Consider the following 16116-nt stretch of genomic DNA (forward strand, 5'->3'; position numbering starts at 1 on the left):
CCATGGACTTCGGACTCGTTCTCCAGACCGACCCGCCCGCCTCGAAGGTCATCAGCCTGATGCAGCGGGCCGAGCAGAACGGCTTCACCTACGGCTGGACCTTCGACTCCGCCGTGCTGTGGCAGGAACCGTTCGTGATCTACAGTCAGATCCTCTCCAGCACCACGAAGTTGACGGTCGGCCCGATGGTCACCAACCCGGGCACCCGCACCTGGGAGGTCACCGCCTCCACCTTCGCCACCCTCAACGACATGTTCGGCAACCGCACGGTCTGCGGCATCGGCCGCGGCGACTCCGCGATGCGCGTCGCCGGACGTACGCCCAACACGCTGGCCCGGATCAGCGAGGCCATGAAGGTCATCAGGGCGCTCGGCTCGGGCCAGGAGGCCGACCTCGGCGGCACGGTGATCAGGTTCCCGTGGATCAAGGAGGGCGCCGAACTCCCCGTATGGATGGCGGCGTACGGCCCGAAGGCGCTGAAGATGACCGGCGAGGAGGCCGACGGGTTCATTCTCCAGCTGGCCGACCTGTACCTGACCGAGTACATGGTGAAGGCCGTCAAGGACGCGGCCGTCGCCGCCGCCCGGGACCCGGCCGACGTCAAGATCTGCGTGGCCGCCCCCGCCTATGTCACCGAGGACGACTCGCCCGAGGCGCTCGCCCACGCGCGCGAGCAGTGCCGCTGGTTCGGCGGGATGGTCGGCAACCACGTGGCCGACCTGGTGTCGAAGTACGGCTCCGGCGGTGGTCTGGTCCCTCAGGAACTCACCGACTACATCAAGGCGCGCGAGGGGTACGACTACTCCCACCACGGGCGCGCCGACAACCCGGACACCGCGTTCGTGCCCGACGAGATCGTCGACCGGTTCTGTGTCATCGGACCGGTCGAGAAGCACATCGAGAAGCTGAACGCGCTGCGCGAGCTGGGTGTCGACCAGTTCGCCGTGTACGACATGCACGACGCCCAGGAAGCGACCATCGACGCGTACGGCTCCGAGGTCATCCCCGCCGTCAACGCCTGAGAGCCACCCCGACCCCCCACTCCTTGTCCCCCCTCCCCGCCGTCCCGAGGAGGGGTGGCGGGGCCGGGACGGGCCTCCCCGCCCGTCCCGGCCCCGCCCGAGGCCCCCGCACGGCCTATCCCGTTCCGTCCTGATCGATTGGCCTGCCCATGACCGAAACAGTCCCCACGGGGTCGCCGATACCGCAGAACGCCGGCACCGACGGCCGCGTCGAGCTCGCCCCCGAGGCCTTCCCCGCCGACAGCCCCTTCGCCAACGAGGACCTGCGTCCCGTACCGGTCTCCGAGCGCAAATGGACGACGTACAACTTCGCGGCCCTGTGGATCTCCATGGCGCACTGCATCCCCAGCTGGACCCTGGCCTCCGGCCTGGTCGCGCTCGGCATGGACTGGAAGCAGGCCGTGTTCACCATCGCCCTGGCGAACGTCATCGTGCTGCTGCCGATGCTCGCCACCGGGCATGCCGGGCCCAAGTACGGCATTCCCTTCCCGGTGCTCGCCCGGGCCTCCTTCGGGCTGCGCGGCGCCAACATCCCCGCGCTGATCCGGGCCGCGGTGGCCTGCGGCTGGTTCGGCATCCAGACCTGGATCGGCGGCAGCGGCATCTTCGCGCTGGGCTCCAAGCTGACCGGCGGCCACTGGGAGAACGCCGGCAAGATCGCGGGCAACCCCTGGCCCCTGTGGCTGTGCTTCCTGCTGTTCTGGGCGCTCCAGATCGCGATCATCTACCGCGGCATGGACTTCCTGCGGCACTTCGAGAACTGGGCCGCGCCCTTCGTGATCGCCGGCGCGCTCGTCCTGCTGATCTGGATCGCGGTCAAGGCTGACGGCTTCGGCGCGCTCCTCGACCAGCCCTCGAAGCTGGGCTGGGGCCCGGACTTCTGGCCGGTCTTCTTCCCGTCCCTCATGGGCATGATCGGCTTCTGGGCCACTCTGTCCCTGAACATCCCCGACTTCACCCGTTTCGGCGCCAGTCAGAAGGCGCAGACCTGGGGCCAGTCCCTCGGTCTGCCCACGACCATGACCCTGTTCGCGATCCTCGCGGTGCTGGTCACCTCCGGCTCCGAGGTCGTCTACGGCGAGGCCATCTGGGACCCGGTCGCACTGGCCGCCAAGACGGACAACGCCTTCGGGCTGCTCTTCGCGCTGATCATCGTGCTGGTCGCCACGATCTCCGTGAACATCGCGGCGAACGTGGTCTCACCGGCGTACGACCTGTCCAACCTGGCCCCGAAGTTCGTCAACTTCCGTACGGGCGCGCTGATCACGGGTGTCGTGGGCATCCTGATCTTCCCGTGGAAGCTGATCTCCACGCCGGAGTTCTACATCTTCACCTGGCTCGGCGTGGTCGGCGGTCTGCTCGGCACGGTCGCGGGCATCCTCATCGCCGACTACTGGATCGTCCGGCGCACGGTCCTGCACCTCGCGGACCTCTACACGCCCGGCGGCCGCTACTGGTACGCGAACGGCTGGAACTGGCGGGCGATCGTCGCCTTCGTGGTGGGCGGTCTGCTCGCCGTCGGCGGCTCGTACTCCGGCTTGGGCGCGGACGGCAAGAAGACCGGGCCGTTCCCGGCCGACGGACTGATCCCGTTCCTCAAGCCGCTGGCCGACTACGGCTGGGCGGTGGGCCTTGGCACATCGCTCCTGCTGTACGTGGCGCTGATGCTGCCGAAGGGCAGGCAACAGGAGGGCATCGCGGCCTGACCGGACGCCACGCGCGTGTGGAGGGCCGCCACGCGCGTGTGGAGGGCGGTCGGAACCTGTTCGCTCAGGCCTTCTGACCGCTCTCCAGGGCCGCCACCGCCTCCTTGGCGGCCTTGATCGCGCCCTTGTTGATCTCGTCCGTGCTGGGCGCCTTCTTCGACTCGAAGTCGCTGCCGTTGTACGTCACGGTCACCAGCGCGTTCGACGCCTGGACGATCACCACGCCCTCACGGGTCTGCTGCTTGTCCTCGGTGGTGAGGTTCACCACCGAGTACCCGGCGTCACCGACCCCGGGGACGGCCCCGCCGCCGCTCTTCTCCGAGATGTTGTCCTTGTACGACTTGGCGGCCGCGTCGGCGGACTCCGTGATCTCGAAGGACACGTCGAGCCAGCGGTAGTCGTACCCCTTGAGCGCGTTCCAGGAGCAGGTGCGGCGCAGGGCCGTGTCCGTCGAGGGGATCTCCTTGCCGGCCGTCTTGGCGCCCGGCACGAGCGACTTGAGGGTCGCCGCGGCGATGCTGCCGCAGGGCGCGGGCGCGGCGGCGTACTGCTTCGAGACGGCCGCCGTCGACTCGCCCGAGGGGGACTTCTCGGCGGACCTCGGCGCCGACTCCTTCTCGGCGGCCGGAGTCGCGGCCGGGGACGTCAGCGCCCAGCCCGCCGCGGCGAGCACGACGACGGGCGAGATGCGCGCGGTCAGGGCCAGTGGCAGGGAGAGAGTTCGCACAGCGCACTTTTCGTGGGGGACGGACGGTGCGGACGGGGTCCGCACTGCGGACGGGACGCCAGTTTCACACGTCTCCCTGTGGGGCGGAAGTGCGAACTCGCTCCGTACCTGTGCCGTCACCGCGTCCCGCCGTCGATGCGTCATGTGTCCGTTTATGTCCGGGCGATGGGCCGGTACAGGGCCGATTCGAGGCGGTCCACGGCCAGGAACGCCCCGTAGGCCACGAGGTGCACCAGACAGTGGTCGGTGTGCTCAGGGCGCCGCCAGGCCGCCACGTCCGCGTCCGTGATCCGGTACGGCGCGAACGCCGCCAGCAGCACCAGACGGGCGCCGGGCCGCTCCCGCCGGTCCGGGAAGCCGTCCAGGCCGAGCGGCGGATGCGAGCCGTCCCAGTCCAGCAGGGCCTCCTCGACGAGCTCCTGGTCGTCGAGGTCGAGGAGACCCGCGCCCGCCATGGCCGCCCGCAGCAGCGCCGCGTACGCGAGTCCGACGGGCGCGCCGTCCGCCCACGCGGGCGCCTCACCGGGATCGGGCGGATCGAGCAGGGCCAGGGAGGCACCGGGGCGGGCGGGACGGCGCACGGTCCGGGCGAGGGTACGGCCCGCGAGACTGCGTACGGCACGGAACCGCTGGGCGTTGCCCGGCAGCACCTTCTCGGTCAGCAGGGCCGACACGATCCGGTTGATGAAGTGGAAGGCGAACACGGTGCCGAGATAGCCCGGGGCGTGTTCGCGCGGGAAGGGGTAGGGCCCCGCGCCGAGACCGCCCGGCACCCGTGTGCGCCGGCCCCAGTCCAGCACGCGCGCGTGCTCCTCGTCCGCGGGACGCTCTCCCCGGGCCACGCGTTCGGCGAGGGCGTGGTCGCCGGTGGCGTGCAGCAGCATGGTGTGGGCGTCCACGCAGAACGGGCAGCGGTTGGCGAGCGACACCCCGAGCGCCGCCAGCTCCTTCCCGGTACGGCCGCCGGGGCCCGCGATCAGCGACTCGCGCAGCAACGCCCAGGTGGGGGCGAGGAGTTCGGGGGCGGAGGAGAGCACCACGAAGGTGGGAGGTGTCTCGATGCCGAAGTCCCGGGCGATCTGCCCGTAGACCTCGGCGACGGGTCCGGTGGCCGTCTTCGGCGGCAAGGGCTCGGTGTGGCGGAAGGAAGTGGACATGGGCAGCAGCCTGCGCCTCGGGGGTGCCCCGGGTCGTCGTACGGCCGAAGGGAGTCGGTGCTGCGCCGGCGGGCGCGGACCGGGTGCCGCACTACTGCGAGGGGAGTAGCGCGGGAGTTGTCCACAGGGCTGACGCCGGTGTCGGCGGCGCGGTCTAGCGTGGGGGCATGAGCGGGTACCCGGCCGAGTCGGCCACACGCAGGCGCCTCGCCGACCTGGCCCTCGCGGTCGTGGTCGGCGCCCTCGCCGTGACCGCGGCGGCCTTCGACGCGGACACCACCGCCGTCGACTACACGCTGATCGCGGTGGGTTCGGCCGCCCTCGCGCTCTACCGCCCCGCACCGCTGGCGGTGCTGGCCGTCGCCACCGCCAGCGGCACGGCGTACGTCCTGCACGCCCACCCGGGGGCGCTCGCCGCCCTCCCCGTCCTCGCCGCCGTGCTCACCGCGGCGCAACTGGGCCACCGGGGCTGGGCGGCCGCCGCGAGCGGGGTCTACCTGACGGCGTACCTCACCACGGGACCCTCCCTCCAGGACTCGGTGGGCAAGGCCGGGCTGCTCGCGGGCTGGTTCCTGTGCATGGTCGTGGGCGGCCTCGCCGACCGCAACTGGCAGGCCTATCTGCGCCAGACCGAACAGCGCGCCCTGGAGGCCGAGCGCACCCGGGAGGAGGCTGCCCTGCGCCGCGCCGGGGAGGAACGCCTGCGCATAGCCCGGGAGTTGCACGACTCCCTCACCCACAGCATCTCCATCGTCAAGCTCCAGGCGGGCGTCGCCGTCCACCTGGCCCGCAAGCGCGGCGAGGAGGTGCCGCCCGCCCTGCTCGCCATCCAGGAGGCGAGCGGCGACGCGATGCGCGAACTGCGCGCCACGCTGGAGATCCTGCGCTCCGACGAACAGAACGGCACGCCCGCACTGCTCGTCGAGCGGGCCCGGGCGGCGGGCCTCGCCGTCGATCTGACCGTGGCCGGCGAGGAGCGGCCCCTGCCCGCCACCCTGGACCGCGCCGCGTACCGGATCGTCCAGGAGGCCCTGACGAACGCGGCCCGGCACGCGGGCCAGGCGAAGGTGCGGGTCGAACTGGCCTACAGGGACGACGACTTGACGATCCGCGTGGAGGACGACGGAGCCGCCTGCCCCGAGCGCCCGTCCGAACCCGGCCACGGCCTCACCGGCATGCGTGAACGCGTCACGGCACTGGGCGGGACGCTGGAGACGGGGCCGCGGGTGGAGGGTGGGTTCTCGGTGCGGGCGGAACTGCCGCTGGGGGTGGAGGAGTCGGCGTGAGGGGATATGAGTTCCCGGCGTATGCGGGGGTGACGGTGTGATCAGGGTGGCGCTCGTCGACGACCAGGCGCTGATGCGGGCCGGGTTCCGGGCCCTGCTGGACGCCGAGGACGGGATCGAGGTGGTCGGCGAGGCGGCGGACGGCGAGCGGGGCGTGGAGCTGGTGCGGGCCGAGGTGCCGGACATCGCGCTGATCGACGTGCAGATGCCGGTGATGACGGGCATCGAGGCGACCCGCCGAATCGCCGCGGACCCGCAGCTCGCGGCGGTCCGGGTGGTGATCCTCACCAACTACGGCCTCGACGAGTACGTCTTCGAGGCGCTGCGGGCGGGCGCGAGCGGCTTCCTCCTGAAGGACACCGAACCGGCGGACCTGCTCCAGGCCATCGAGGTGGTCGCGCACGGCGAGGCCCTGCTCTCCCCGTCGGTCACCCGCACCCTGATCGGCGAGTTCGTCTCCCGCCCGCCGGACCGCTCCACCGCCCCCGGCCTCGAATGCCTCACCCGCCGAGAACGCGAGGTCACCGCCCTGGCCGCGCGGGGCCTGACCAACGAGGAGATCGCCGCGCACATGGTGATCAGCCCGCTCACGGCGAAGACGCACGTGAGCCGCGCGATGACGAAGCTGGGGGCCCGGGACCGGGCTCAACTGGTCGTGTTCGCCTATGAGTCGGGGCTGGTGACCGCGCGCGGCGGCTGATATTCCGTTGCCCGTCCCGGCCGGCGATCAGCACTCTGGGGCGATGACCGAGACGACACCGCGAGTGCACCAGGAGATCCTCGCCTACTACGCCCGGGGCGGGGAGGACGCGCGACTGAGACCGGGCGGCGCCACCGCCGGGCGGCTTGAGTTCTGGCGTACGCAGGAGGTGCTGCGACGACTCCTGCCCGGCCCGCCCGCTCGGGTGCTGGACGTCGGCGGTGGCAGCGGCGTGCACGCGGAGTGGCTCGTGGCGGACGGGTACACGGTCGACCTCGTCGATCCGGTACCGCTCCACGTCCGGCAGGCGGCACGGATCCCCGGGGTCACCGCACACACCGGCGACGCCCGCGAGCTGTCCGTACCGGACGACACGTACGACGCCGTGCTGCTGCTCGGGCCGCTGTACCACCTGCCCGAACGGCCCGACCGGACAAGGGTGTTGGCCGAGGCGCACCGGGTGGTCCGGCCGGGTGGGCCGGTGGTCGCGGCCACCATCAACCGCTACGCGCAGCTGCACGACCTGCTGCACAAGGAAAGCTATTTCACCCCGGGTCACCGTGAACGCACCGACGCCGTGCTCGTCGACGGTCGGCACCCGTTTCACGACGACGGCTTCTTCACCGTCGCCCACTTCGCCCAACCGGACGAGGTGAGAGGGGAGTTCACCGAGGCGCGATTGACCGTAGAGGGTCAGTACGGCGTCGAGGGCGTCGCCTGGTTGCTGGGCGGAGTGGAGGACTGGCTGGACGACCCCGAGCGCCGGGAGACGCTGCTGGCGGCGTGCCGGCACATCGAGTCCGAGCCGACGCTGCTCGGGGTGAGCGGACACCTGCTCACGGCGGGCAGACGGCCCCTGTGAGAGGGGGCCGTCCGCCCGGCGGGGTTCAGGCGGCCGTACCGCCCGAGTAGTCGCTGTCGAAGGTGGTCTCGACGGTGGTGGCCACGGACTGGGCCACCCCAATACCGGTGAGGATGATGCCCAACTCGCGGTTGCTCGACAGGGAGTTGCTGCTGATGTTCATGGAGCCCGCCTCCACCTCCTGGGTGGACAGGCCGTAGTCGGCGACCATGGCCTTGGCGTGGATGTAGAAGCCGTCCGGGTCGGAGTACCCGACCACGGTGCCGCCGGCCGCCTCGATCTCGGAGACCTCGCTCGCGTAGTCACCCGGGGTCTCCAGCACCACCCGCACCTTCACCCCCGCCTTCGCGCGGGCCGCGATGGCGTCCACCACCGTGCTGTCGCTGAACTCCAGTTCCTCGACGTCGAGCGTCTTGGTCGCGGCGTTGACGACGGACAGCAGACGGCTGCGGGAGTCGGTGGGGGACCACAGCAGGTGATCGCCGTCGGTGGGGGTGACCGAGGTGCCGGCGTAGTCCGCGGCGAAGACCTTCTCGATCGCGGCGACATCGCGGGTGTCGTCGGTGAACACACCGTAGTCACGCCCGGTCGCGTAGTACTGCGAGGTCAGATTCCCGGTGAGGACCAGCGACTTGGCGCCGTCCACCGTGATCGTCTTCTGGTGCGTGTAGACGAAGCTCGCCGGCGACCACACCACGCCCACACCCGCGTTCGTCAGCGCGGTGTACGCCGAGCTGTTGGCGCTCTGGTGCGCGCGGTCCAGGACGACCCGCACGGTGACGCCCTTGTTCTTCAGGGCTATGAGGTCGTTGACCGCCGTCGTGTCCTCCAGCTCGTACATGGTCATGTCGAGCGATGTGGTGGCCGAGTTGACGAAGTCGTAGATCGTGGGCTGCCCGCCGCTCTGCGAGAAGGCGAAGGCGGTGTAGGTCGCGGCGCCGGCGGGGACGGAGGCGCCGAGTACGGCGGCACCGGCGGCGAGGGCGACACCGGTACGGGTGAGGACCTTCCACAACATGAGGGACTCCTGGTCGAGTTGGGGCCCGCGTGGGGGTCGCGGGCGTCCGCATGGCACCACGCGCGTAGATCACGGTGGAAGGGGAGCCCGGTGAACTCGGCGTTACCGACGGTCCGCACGGTCCGGCAAAAGGGACTTCGTGCAGGTGGGATGCGGTTCATGGAGTTCTCGTGTGATCGCAAAATCTTCGTAGCCGGGTCGGTGTGGAATGAAAGGATCCAGGGAGGCGACCGCTTCGGACCGGCCGAGGCGTGCGCCCGACCAGCGAGGTGAGAGATGTCGTTCACCACCCGCCCCACCCTCCAGGGCACCTTCGGCATGGTGTCCTCCACCCACTGGCTGGCCTCGCAGTCGGCGATGGCGGTCCTGGAGGACGGCGGCAACGCGTTCGACGCGGCGGTGGCCGGGGCCTTCGTGCTGCACGTCGTCGAGCCGCACCTGAACGGTCCCGCCGGCGAGGTGCCGATCCTGCTCGCACCGGCAGGCGGGGAGGTACGGGTGCTGTGCGGGCAGGGCGTCGCACCGGCCGGGGCGACCGTGGCCCACTACCGGGCACTCGGCCTGGACCTCGTACCCGGCACCGGCCCCCTCGCCGCCGCCGTCCCCGGCGCCTTCGACGCCTGGATGCTGCTCCTGCGCGACCACGGCACCAAGCCCCTGGCCGACGTCCTCAAGTACGCCGTCGGGTACGCCGAGGACGGCCACGCGCCCGTGGAGAACGTCGGCGCGACCGTCGAGAGCGTGCGAGAGCTGTTCGAGACGGAATGGACCTCCTCGGCAGAGGTGTATCTGCCGGGCGGCAGGGCCCCACGCCCCGGCGAGCTGTTCCGCAACCCCGCCCTCGCCGCCACCTGGAAGCGGCTGCTCGCGGAGGTGGCGGACGCGGGCGACCGGGTCGCGCAGATCGACGCGGCACGCGAGGTCTGGCGCACCGGCTTCATCGCCGAGGCCCTCCTGCGGCAGTCCCGGCACCCCACCCTGGACACCAGCGGCACCCGGCACACCGGCACCCTCACGGCCGCCGACCTCGCGGGCTGGTCCGCGAGCTACGAGGCCCCGGCGACGTACGACTGGAACGGCTGGACCCTGTGCAAGGCCGGCCCGTGGAGCCAGGGACCGGTGCTCCTCCAGCAGCTCGCGCTGCTCCCGCCGGAGCTGCCCCGGTACGGCTCCGCCGAGTACGTGCATCTGCTGGTCGAGGGCTGCAAGCTGGCCATGGCCGACCGGGAGGCCTGGTACGGCGACGCGGCCGACGTACCCCTCGCCGAGCTGCTTTCGCCGCACTACAACGCGGACCGTCGCGCCCTGGTCGACGACAAGGCCTCGTACGAACTCCGCCCCGGCAGCCCGGGCGGCCGTACCCCCCGACTGAGCGCACACGCGCGCGTGGTCGTCTCCGACGAACCCGGCTTCAGCCCGTTGGGCGTCGGCGAGCCGACGGTCGCGAAGCGCCCCACCTCACCCGTACCGGGCGAGCCCGAGGTGGGCCCCGACGGCACCACCCGGGGCGACACCTGCCACCTCGACGTCGTCGACCGCTGGGGCAACATGATCGCCGCCACCCCCAGCGGAGGCTGGCTCCAGTCCAACCCGGTCGTACCCGAGCTGGGCTTTCCGCTCGGCACCCGGCTCCAGATGACCTGGCTGGAGGAGGGCCTGCCGAACTCCCTCACCCCCGGCCGCCGCCCCCGCACCACCCTCACCCCCTCGATCGCCCTCCGCGACGGCGTCCCGGTCCTGGCCTTCGGCACCCCCGGCGGCGACCAGCAGGACCAGTGGCAACTCCACTTCTTCCTGGCTCTGGCCCTGCGCTCCCCGGTCCGCGGGGGCCTCGACCTCCAGGGCGCCATCGACGCCCCGAACTGGCACAACGACAGCTTCCCGGGCTCCTTCTACCCCCGCGGCATGCGCCCGGGAAGCGTCACCGTGGAGGCGCGGACGGCCCCGGAGGTGGTGGCGGAGCTACGGCGACGGGGGCACGACGTGACGGTGGGGGAGCCGTGGTCGGAGGGCAGGCTGTGCGCGGTGGCGCGGGACCCGGAGACGGGGGTGCTGTCGGCGGGGGCGAATCCTCGGGGGATGCAGGGGTATGCGGTGGGGCGGTGACGGGGCCGTGTGTTCGAGGGCCTGGGCGCACCTCGCGGAGCCGGAACGGGAACCGGCATGGCAAGGGGGGACTCGGCACGGCCAGGGGGAACCGGCGTGGGATCGGGAACCGGAATGAGGACCCCCGAACCCGCTGTTCACGCCGATTCCACTCGCCCTCCACCGGACCGGCGAGGATTGTCAGTCCCGCGTGCTCTCATGGAGTCATGATCGTAGACACGGAAACCATCGACGAGTTTCTCGACCGGCATGCGGGCGACGTGGAAGAGGCGGTGCGTGAGGCCGCCGCGACCGAGATCATGCCGCGCTTCCGGCGGCTCGCCGCACACGAGGTCGACCAGAAGGCCGGCCCCCACGACCTGGTCACGGACGCCGACCGCCTGGCCGAGCGGTACCTCACCGAGAGGCTCGGTGCCCTCCTGCCCGGCTCCGTGGTGGTCGGCGAGGAAGCCGTCCACGCGGACCCGACGTCGTACGAGGCGATACAGGGCGACACCCCGGTCTGGATAGTCGACCCGGTCGACGGCACCCGCCAGTTCGTGCACGGCGACCCCGGCTTCTGCACCTTGGTCGCCCTGGCGAAGAACGGCGTACTGCTGGCCTCCTGGACCTACGCCCCCGCCCGCGACCAGCTCGCAACGGCGAGACGCGGCCGAGGAGCCTTCCTCAACGGCGAGCGACTGCACGCGGGCACCCCCGACCCGGCCCGCGACCTCCAAGTGGCCACCTCCCACCCGGACTACACGACCGACGACCAGAAGCGCGGCCTCCTCGGCCTGTGGACGGACGGCATCGCACCCCGCCCGTGCGGCTCGGCGGGCCTGGAGTATCTGGCGGTGGCCCGAGGCGAGTTGGACGCCACGGCCTTCTCATGGGAAGCGGCTTGGGACCACGCGGCCGGCCTCCTCCTGGTGGAGGAAGCAGGCGGCACCCACCTGACCCTGACCGGCACCCCGTTCCGCATCACAGGCGGCAACACCCTCCCGTTCACAGCGGCCCGGGACAAGGCGACGGCTCAGCGCATACGGACGCTGCTGGCGTCCTGACACGCCGCTGAGGAGTTCTAGCCGCCGACGGTGCGAAGGGGACGGGGTGGGGGGTGTCCGCCCGCAGCGGCCGGCGTCCGTTACAGAGCCCTTCTGACACGGACCGAGCCGCCGGACCGAGGACGGATACCCCCCACCCCGGCCCCGACCCCACCACCGACGGAACGCGCTACAGCAGGCCCCACCGGGGCGTTGCGGGCCGCCGCAGGCCTCAGGGGCGCGGGGAACTGCGCAAAACGCTCGCCCCCACCGAACCCGCCCCCAACCACCCACCAAACCGCCCAACCCACCCCGCCCAACCCACCCCGCCCCCCAACCCTGGACGCCCCCCGGCATATCCTGATCCTCTGGCCATCGGCTGACGAAGGGGTCCGAAGGTGCCGTCGATGCTCGATGCGGTCGTGGTGGGTGCGGGACCAAACGGCCTGACGGCCGCCGTAGAGCTGGCTCGACGCGGCTTCGACGTGGCCGTCTTCGAGGCCCGGGAAACCGTAGGCGGAGGCGCCCGGACCGAGGAGCTCACTCTCCCCGGCTTCCGGCACGACCCCTGCTCCGCGGCCCACCCCCTCGGCGTCAACTCCCCGGCCTTCCGAGCCCTCCCCCTCGACCGCTACGGCCTGGAGTGGCTGCACCCCGACCTCCCCATGGCCCACCCCTTCACCGACGGCACCGCCGCCGTCCTGTCGAGGTCGGTCGCCGAGACGGCCTCCTCCTTCGGCCCCCGCGACGCGGGCACGTACCGCAGGCTGGTCGAACCGTTCCTGCCCAAGTGGGACACCCTGGCCCGGGACTTCATGTCCCTCCCCCTGACCGCGCTGCCCCGCGACCCGGTCACCCTCGCCCGCTTCGGACTGGTCGGCCTGCCCCCGTCGACGTGGCTGATGCGCCGCTTCCGGGACGAGCGCGCGAAGACCCTGTTCGCGGGACTTGTCGCCCACGTCATGGCCCCCCTGGGCGGCCTCGCCACCGGCGCCGTCGGCCTGATCTTCGCCCTCGCGGCGCACGCCCGCGGCTGGCCGGTGGCCCGCGGCGGCTCCCAGTCGATCTCCGACGCGCTCACCGCGTACCTCAAGGACCTCGGCGGCACCGTCCACACCGACTACGAGGTCAAGCGGCTCGACGACCTGCCGCCCGCGCGCGCGTACGTCTTCGACACCTCACCCACCGCCCTGGCCCGCATCGCCGGCTTCGGCAACTACTACGAGGGCTACCGCTACGGCCCGGGCGCCTTCAAGGTCGACTACGCCCTCGACGGCCCGGTGCCGTGGACCGCGAAGGAGGCGCGCAGCGCGGGCACCGTGCAGATCGGCGCCGACTCCGCGGAGATCGGCATCGCTCTGCGCGCCGCGTCCAGGGAGGGCCGCGCACCCGACAGGCCGTTCATGATCACCGTGCAGCCCAGCGTCGTGGACCCCGGTCGGGCCCCGGCGGGCAAGCACGTCTTCTGGGCCTACGGCCATGTCCCCAGCGGCTGGACCGGCGACCTCACCGACGCCATCGAGCGCCAACTGGAGCGCTTCGCCCCGGGGTTCCGCGACCGCGTGCTCGCCCGGGCCACCGCGGGCCCGCCCGAACTGGCCGCCCGCAACGCCAACTACGTCGGCGGCGACATCGCCTCCGGCGCGGTCAGCGGACTCCAGATCATGCTGCGCCCGAAGCTGTCCCTCTTCCCGTACGGCACCCCGCACCCGGCCGTGTTCATCTGCTCGTCGGCGACTCCGCCGGGCCCGGGCGTGCACGGGATGTCGGGACACAACGCCGCGAAGGCCGTGTGGCGGAGGCTGCGACAGCAGGCCTAATGCTCATAAGTCGGCCACGGATGCAATGAGTTCACGCCGAGAACAGTGAGATTCACGTGTCTTCTTTGTCACTGTCTTCACATGCTCCGAGAACCGTGAAGATTCAAGTTCGGTAAGTAGAGTTCCGGTTCATGAAAGACCGGAAAGGTTCCTTCCGTTTCGGCTCCCGCAGTGCCGTGCGCCTCGGTGACCTCGCTCAACTCGTGCGGGCCCCTGCCGCGTTGAGCGTCCCCGGCGACGTGCTCGCCGGAGCGGCCGCGGCCGGACGCCCCCTGAACGCCCGTGTCCTCGGCACCATCGGTTCGTCCGTCTGCCTCTACTGGGCGGGCATGGCCCTCAACGACTACGCCGACGCGACCGTCGACTCCGTGGAACGCCCCCAGCGGCCCGTGCCCTCCGGCCGGGTCCCGCGCCGGACCGCGCTCGCCGTGGCCGGCGGCCTGACCGCGGCGGGCCTCGGCCTCGCCGTCGCGGCGAACGGCCGCCGCGGACTCCTGGGAGCGCTCCCTCTGACCGGCCTGATCTGGGCCTACGACCTGGGGCTCAAGGCCACCCCCGCGGGCCCGGCCACCATGGCGGCTGCCCGTACCGTGGACGTCCTGTCCGGCGCGCTCACCGCGGCCCCCACGGCCACGGCGCTGCGCCGGGGCGCGGCCCCCGCCGCCCTCGTCGGCGCCCACACCTACACCCTCACCGCGCTCAGCCGCCACGAGATCTCCGGCGCCCCCACCCGCGTACCGGCCGCGACCCTCGCCGTCTCCACGGCGACCGCCCTCGCGGCGGCACTCCCGGTCCGCGGAACGGCCTCCACCACGGCCCCCGTCGACTTCCGCACCCCAGCCACCGCAGTCACTCCAGCCACTGCCATCACTCCAGCCACCGCCGTCACCACCACCGGCACCTTCGCCTACCTGGCCACCTACGGCACCGCCCAGGCCCGCGCCGTACGGGACCCGTCCGCGGCGAACGTACGACGGGCCGTGGGCGCCGGAATCCTCGGCCTGATGCCCCTCCAGGCGACGCTCACCGCGCGCGCCGGAGCCCGCGCGGTCGCCGCCGCCCTCGGTGTCGTCCACCCCCTCGCGCGCCGGCTGGCGCGTCGCATATCCCCTACCTGAGCCCCACCACCCCCCAGGCAGAGACCGATGCCATGAAACCCAACCCCCTCAGATTCGGCTACGGCACCAACGGCTTCACCCACCACCGGCTCTCCGACGTCCTCGCGATCCTCGCCGACCTCGGCTACGACGGCGTCGCCCTCACCCTTGACCACAACCACCTCGACCCCTACGCCGACGACCTGTCCCGGCGGGTCACCGCGCTCGCCCGCGCACTCGACCGGCACCACCTGACCGTCACCGTCGAGACCGGCGCCCCCTACTTCCTCGACCCCTGGCACAAGCACCGGCCGACCCTCATGTCGGACGGCTCCGGGCTCCGCGTCGACCTGCTGCGGCGCGCCCTGCGCATCGCGGCCGACCTCGGCTCGCCCACCGTCCACCTGTGCAGCGGCCCGGCCCCGGACGGGCTGCCGGAGCCGGACGTCTGGAAGCGGCTGGCGACCGGCGTCGAGACGGTCCTGGAGACGGCGGAGCGGTACGGCGTGGCGCTGGCCTTCGAGCCGGAGCCGTACATGTTCGTGGACAGTGTGGAGCGCTGTCTGCGTCTGGCCGAACTCGTCGGCGGACACGAGCTGTTCGGCGTCACGCTGGACATCGGCCACGCCCACTGCGTGGAGGAGCGCCCGCTGCTCGACTGCGTCCGGCTGGCCGCCCCGCTGCTGCGCAACGTGCAGATCGAGGACATGCGGCGCGGGGTCCACCAGCACCTCGAACTCGGCACCGGGGAGATCGACTTCCCGCCCGTGCTGGCCGAGCTCGGCGCCCTCGGCCACCGCGGCCTGGTCTCCGTCGAGATCCAGGGCGGCGCGCTCGACGCGCCCGAAGTCGCCCGCCGCTCGATCGAGTTCCTGCGTACGGCGTCGTAGCCGCCCTCCGTTCTCCGAGCATCAGAGGTTCCCGTGAAGGTCATGCACCCAACCGACCCCTCTTCCGCCGTGCGTTCCCTCCTGGACGAGGACGCCCGTACCTGGCTCGACGGGGCCGCCGCCGCGGTCGCCGCCGACGCGGCCGCGATCCGCCGGCTCTTCCCCGCCGTGCGCAGTCACTGCGGTCGCTCCCGGCTCGACGCCCACTGGAGCGTCGACGAGGCCGCCCGTGCCGTCCTGCTCACCGCGCTGCCCCTGCGCGGCGCCGCCCTCGCCGGCGAGGTGGGCCCGCTGTACCGGTTCGGCGACCCGGCCGAGCAGCGCGCCGTGCTCCGCACGCTGCCCCTGCTCGACCTGGACGCCCTCGCCCTGCCCCTCGTCCGCGAGGCCCTGCGGGGCAACGACACGACCCTGATCGAGGCCGCCCTCGGCCCCTACGCCGACCGGCACCTCCCGGACCCCGAGTTCCGGCAGGCCGTGCTGAAGTGCGTCTTCTGCGAGATCCCGCTCGACCGGGTGCACGGCCTCACCGGCCGCGCGGACCGCGAACTGGCCAGGATGCTCGCCGACTTCGCCCACGAGCGGCTCGCCGCGGGACGCCCCGTACCCACCGACGTCCGGCCCGTCCTCCACGCCTTCCCGGACGTCCTCACCCCCCGACTCCAGCTCGTCTTCGAGGCACTTGAGGAAGAGGCCTGAC

The 16116-nt window shown here is 72.1% G+C and carries 14 protein-coding genes; 11 read left to right on the forward strand and 3 right to left on the reverse strand.

From position 1 onward, the window contains the following. Positions 1 to 2 precede the first annotated feature (2 nt). Both G3I78_RS03645 and G3I78_RS03650 read left to right on the forward strand, forming a co-directional pair. Complete coding sequence (locus G3I78_RS03645; protein WP_164421245.1) at positions 3 to 1022, forward strand: TIGR03842 family LLM class F420-dependent oxidoreductase; 1020 nt, start codon at positions 3 to 5, stop codon at positions 1020 to 1022. 149 nt (positions 1023 to 1171) lie between these two features. Then, positions 1172 to 2728, forward strand: a complete 1557-nt coding sequence (locus G3I78_RS03650) for an NCS1 family nucleobase:cation symporter-1 (RefSeq protein WP_164421246.1) — start codon at positions 1172 to 1174, stop codon at positions 2726 to 2728. Positions 2729 to 2792: 64 nt separating this feature from the next. Here G3I78_RS03650 and G3I78_RS03655 read toward each other — a convergent pair whose 3' ends face one another. Both G3I78_RS03655 and G3I78_RS03660 read right to left on the reverse strand, forming a co-directional pair. After that, entirely contained in the window at positions 2793 to 3455 is a 663-nt protein-coding gene (locus G3I78_RS03655) for a hypothetical protein (RefSeq protein WP_164421247.1), read from the reverse strand. Positions 3456 to 3607: 152 nt separating this feature from the next. Beyond that, positions 3608 to 4612 (reverse strand): carboxymuconolactone decarboxylase family protein, encoded by a 1005-nt coding sequence (locus tag G3I78_RS03660; RefSeq protein WP_164421248.1) that lies wholly within the window; start codon positions 4610 to 4612, stop codon positions 3608 to 3610. Between the two features lie 167 nt (positions 4613 to 4779). Here G3I78_RS03660 and G3I78_RS03665 point away from each other — a divergent pair, with 167 nt between their 5' ends. From G3I78_RS03665 to G3I78_RS03675, 3 genes are read left to right on the forward strand one after another with little or no spacing between them, the layout of a single operon-like run. Beyond that, entirely contained in the window at positions 4780 to 5898 is a 1119-nt protein-coding gene (locus G3I78_RS03665) for a sensor histidine kinase (protein ID WP_164421249.1), read from the forward strand. Between the two features lie 37 nt (positions 5899 to 5935). Then, positions 5936 to 6598 (forward strand): response regulator transcription factor, encoded by a 663-nt coding sequence (locus G3I78_RS03670; protein WP_164421250.1) that lies wholly within the window; start codon positions 5936 to 5938, stop codon positions 6596 to 6598. Between the two features lie 43 nt (positions 6599 to 6641). Then, positions 6642 to 7460, forward strand: a complete 819-nt coding sequence (locus G3I78_RS03675; protein ID WP_164421251.1) for a class I SAM-dependent methyltransferase — start codon at positions 6642 to 6644, stop codon at positions 7458 to 7460. 25 nt (positions 7461 to 7485) lie between these two features. Here G3I78_RS03675 and G3I78_RS03680 read toward each other — a convergent pair whose 3' ends face one another. Next, positions 7486 to 8478, reverse strand: coding sequence for a phospholipase D-like domain-containing protein (locus G3I78_RS03680; protein ID WP_164421252.1), 993 nt, complete (start codon positions 8476 to 8478; stop codon positions 7486 to 7488). A gap of 276 nt (positions 8479 to 8754) precedes the next feature. Between G3I78_RS03680 and G3I78_RS03685 the strand changes: the two genes are divergently transcribed. The 6 genes from G3I78_RS03685 to G3I78_RS03710 all read left to right on the forward strand — a co-directional run bounded on the left by G3I78_RS03685 (position 8755) and on the right by G3I78_RS03710 (position 16115). Next, positions 8755 to 10584: a gamma-glutamyltransferase gene (locus tag G3I78_RS03685; protein ID WP_164421253.1), complete on the forward strand. Its 1830-nt coding sequence runs from the start codon at positions 8755 to 8757 to the stop codon at positions 10582 to 10584. Between the two features lie 206 nt (positions 10585 to 10790). Beyond that, positions 10791 to 11630, forward strand: a complete 840-nt coding sequence (locus tag G3I78_RS03690) for an inositol monophosphatase family protein (RefSeq protein ID WP_164421254.1) — start codon at positions 10791 to 10793, stop codon at positions 11628 to 11630. 386 nt (positions 11631 to 12016) lie between these two features. After that, positions 12017 to 13429, forward strand: a complete 1413-nt coding sequence (locus G3I78_RS03695) for an NAD(P)/FAD-dependent oxidoreductase (protein WP_164421255.1) — start codon at positions 12017 to 12019, stop codon at positions 13427 to 13429. Between the two features lie 131 nt (positions 13430 to 13560). After that, a complete protein-coding gene (locus G3I78_RS03700; RefSeq protein ID WP_203614098.1) occupies positions 13561 to 14547 on the forward strand; it encodes an SCO3242 family prenyltransferase in 987 nt (328 codons plus the stop codon). Between the two features lie 32 nt (positions 14548 to 14579). After that, the gene (locus tag G3I78_RS03705; protein WP_164421256.1) at positions 14580 to 15416 is read left to right on the forward strand and encodes a sugar phosphate isomerase/epimerase family protein; all 837 of its coding nucleotides are present in this window, start codon (positions 14580 to 14582) and stop codon (positions 15414 to 15416) included. A gap of 42 nt (positions 15417 to 15458) precedes the next feature. Then, a complete protein-coding gene (locus G3I78_RS03710) occupies positions 15459 to 16115 on the forward strand; it encodes an EboA domain-containing protein (protein ID WP_203614099.1) in 657 nt (218 codons plus the stop codon). The last annotated feature ends 1 nt before the right edge of the window (position 16116 follow it).

The organism is Streptomyces sp. SID13726 (genome assembly GCF_010548375.1).
Taxonomy (GTDB): domain Bacteria; phylum Actinomycetota; class Actinomycetes; order Streptomycetales; family Streptomycetaceae; genus Streptomyces.

Coding starts and splice junctions, on each gene's coding strand:
- G3I78_RS03685 (WP_164421253.1), top strand. CDS start 8,755: ATGTCGTTCACCACCCGCCCCACCCTCCAGGGCACCTTCGGCATGGTG.
- G3I78_RS03680 (WP_164421252.1), bottom strand. CDS start 8,478: ATGTTGTGGAAGGTCCTCACCCGTACCGGTGTCGCCCTCGCCGCCGGT.
- G3I78_RS03710 (WP_203614099.1), top strand. CDS start 15,459: ATGCACCCAACCGACCCCTCTTCCGCCGTGCGTTCCCTCCTGGACGAG.
- G3I78_RS03660 (WP_164421248.1), bottom strand. CDS start 4,612: ATGTCCACTTCCTTCCGCCACACCGAGCCCTTGCCGCCGAAGACGGCC.
- G3I78_RS03690 (WP_164421254.1), top strand. CDS start 10,791: ATGATCGTAGACACGGAAACCATCGACGAGTTTCTCGACCGGCATGCG.
- G3I78_RS03695 (WP_164421255.1), top strand. CDS start 12,017: ATGCTCGATGCGGTCGTGGTGGGTGCGGGACCAAACGGCCTGACGGCC.
- G3I78_RS03650 (WP_164421246.1), top strand. CDS start 1,172: ATGACCGAAACAGTCCCCACGGGGTCGCCGATACCGCAGAACGCCGGC.
- G3I78_RS03700 (WP_203614098.1), top strand. CDS start 13,561: ATGAAAGACCGGAAAGGTTCCTTCCGTTTCGGCTCCCGCAGTGCCGTG.
- G3I78_RS03675 (WP_164421251.1), top strand. CDS start 6,642: ATGACCGAGACGACACCGCGAGTGCACCAGGAGATCCTCGCCTACTAC.
- G3I78_RS03665 (WP_164421249.1), top strand. CDS start 4,780: ATGAGCGGGTACCCGGCCGAGTCGGCCACACGCAGGCGCCTCGCCGAC.
- G3I78_RS03645 (WP_164421245.1), top strand. CDS start 3: ATGGACTTCGGACTCGTTCTCCAGACCGACCCGCCCGCCTCGAAGGTC.
- G3I78_RS03705 (WP_164421256.1), top strand. CDS start 14,580: ATGAAACCCAACCCCCTCAGATTCGGCTACGGCACCAACGGCTTCACC.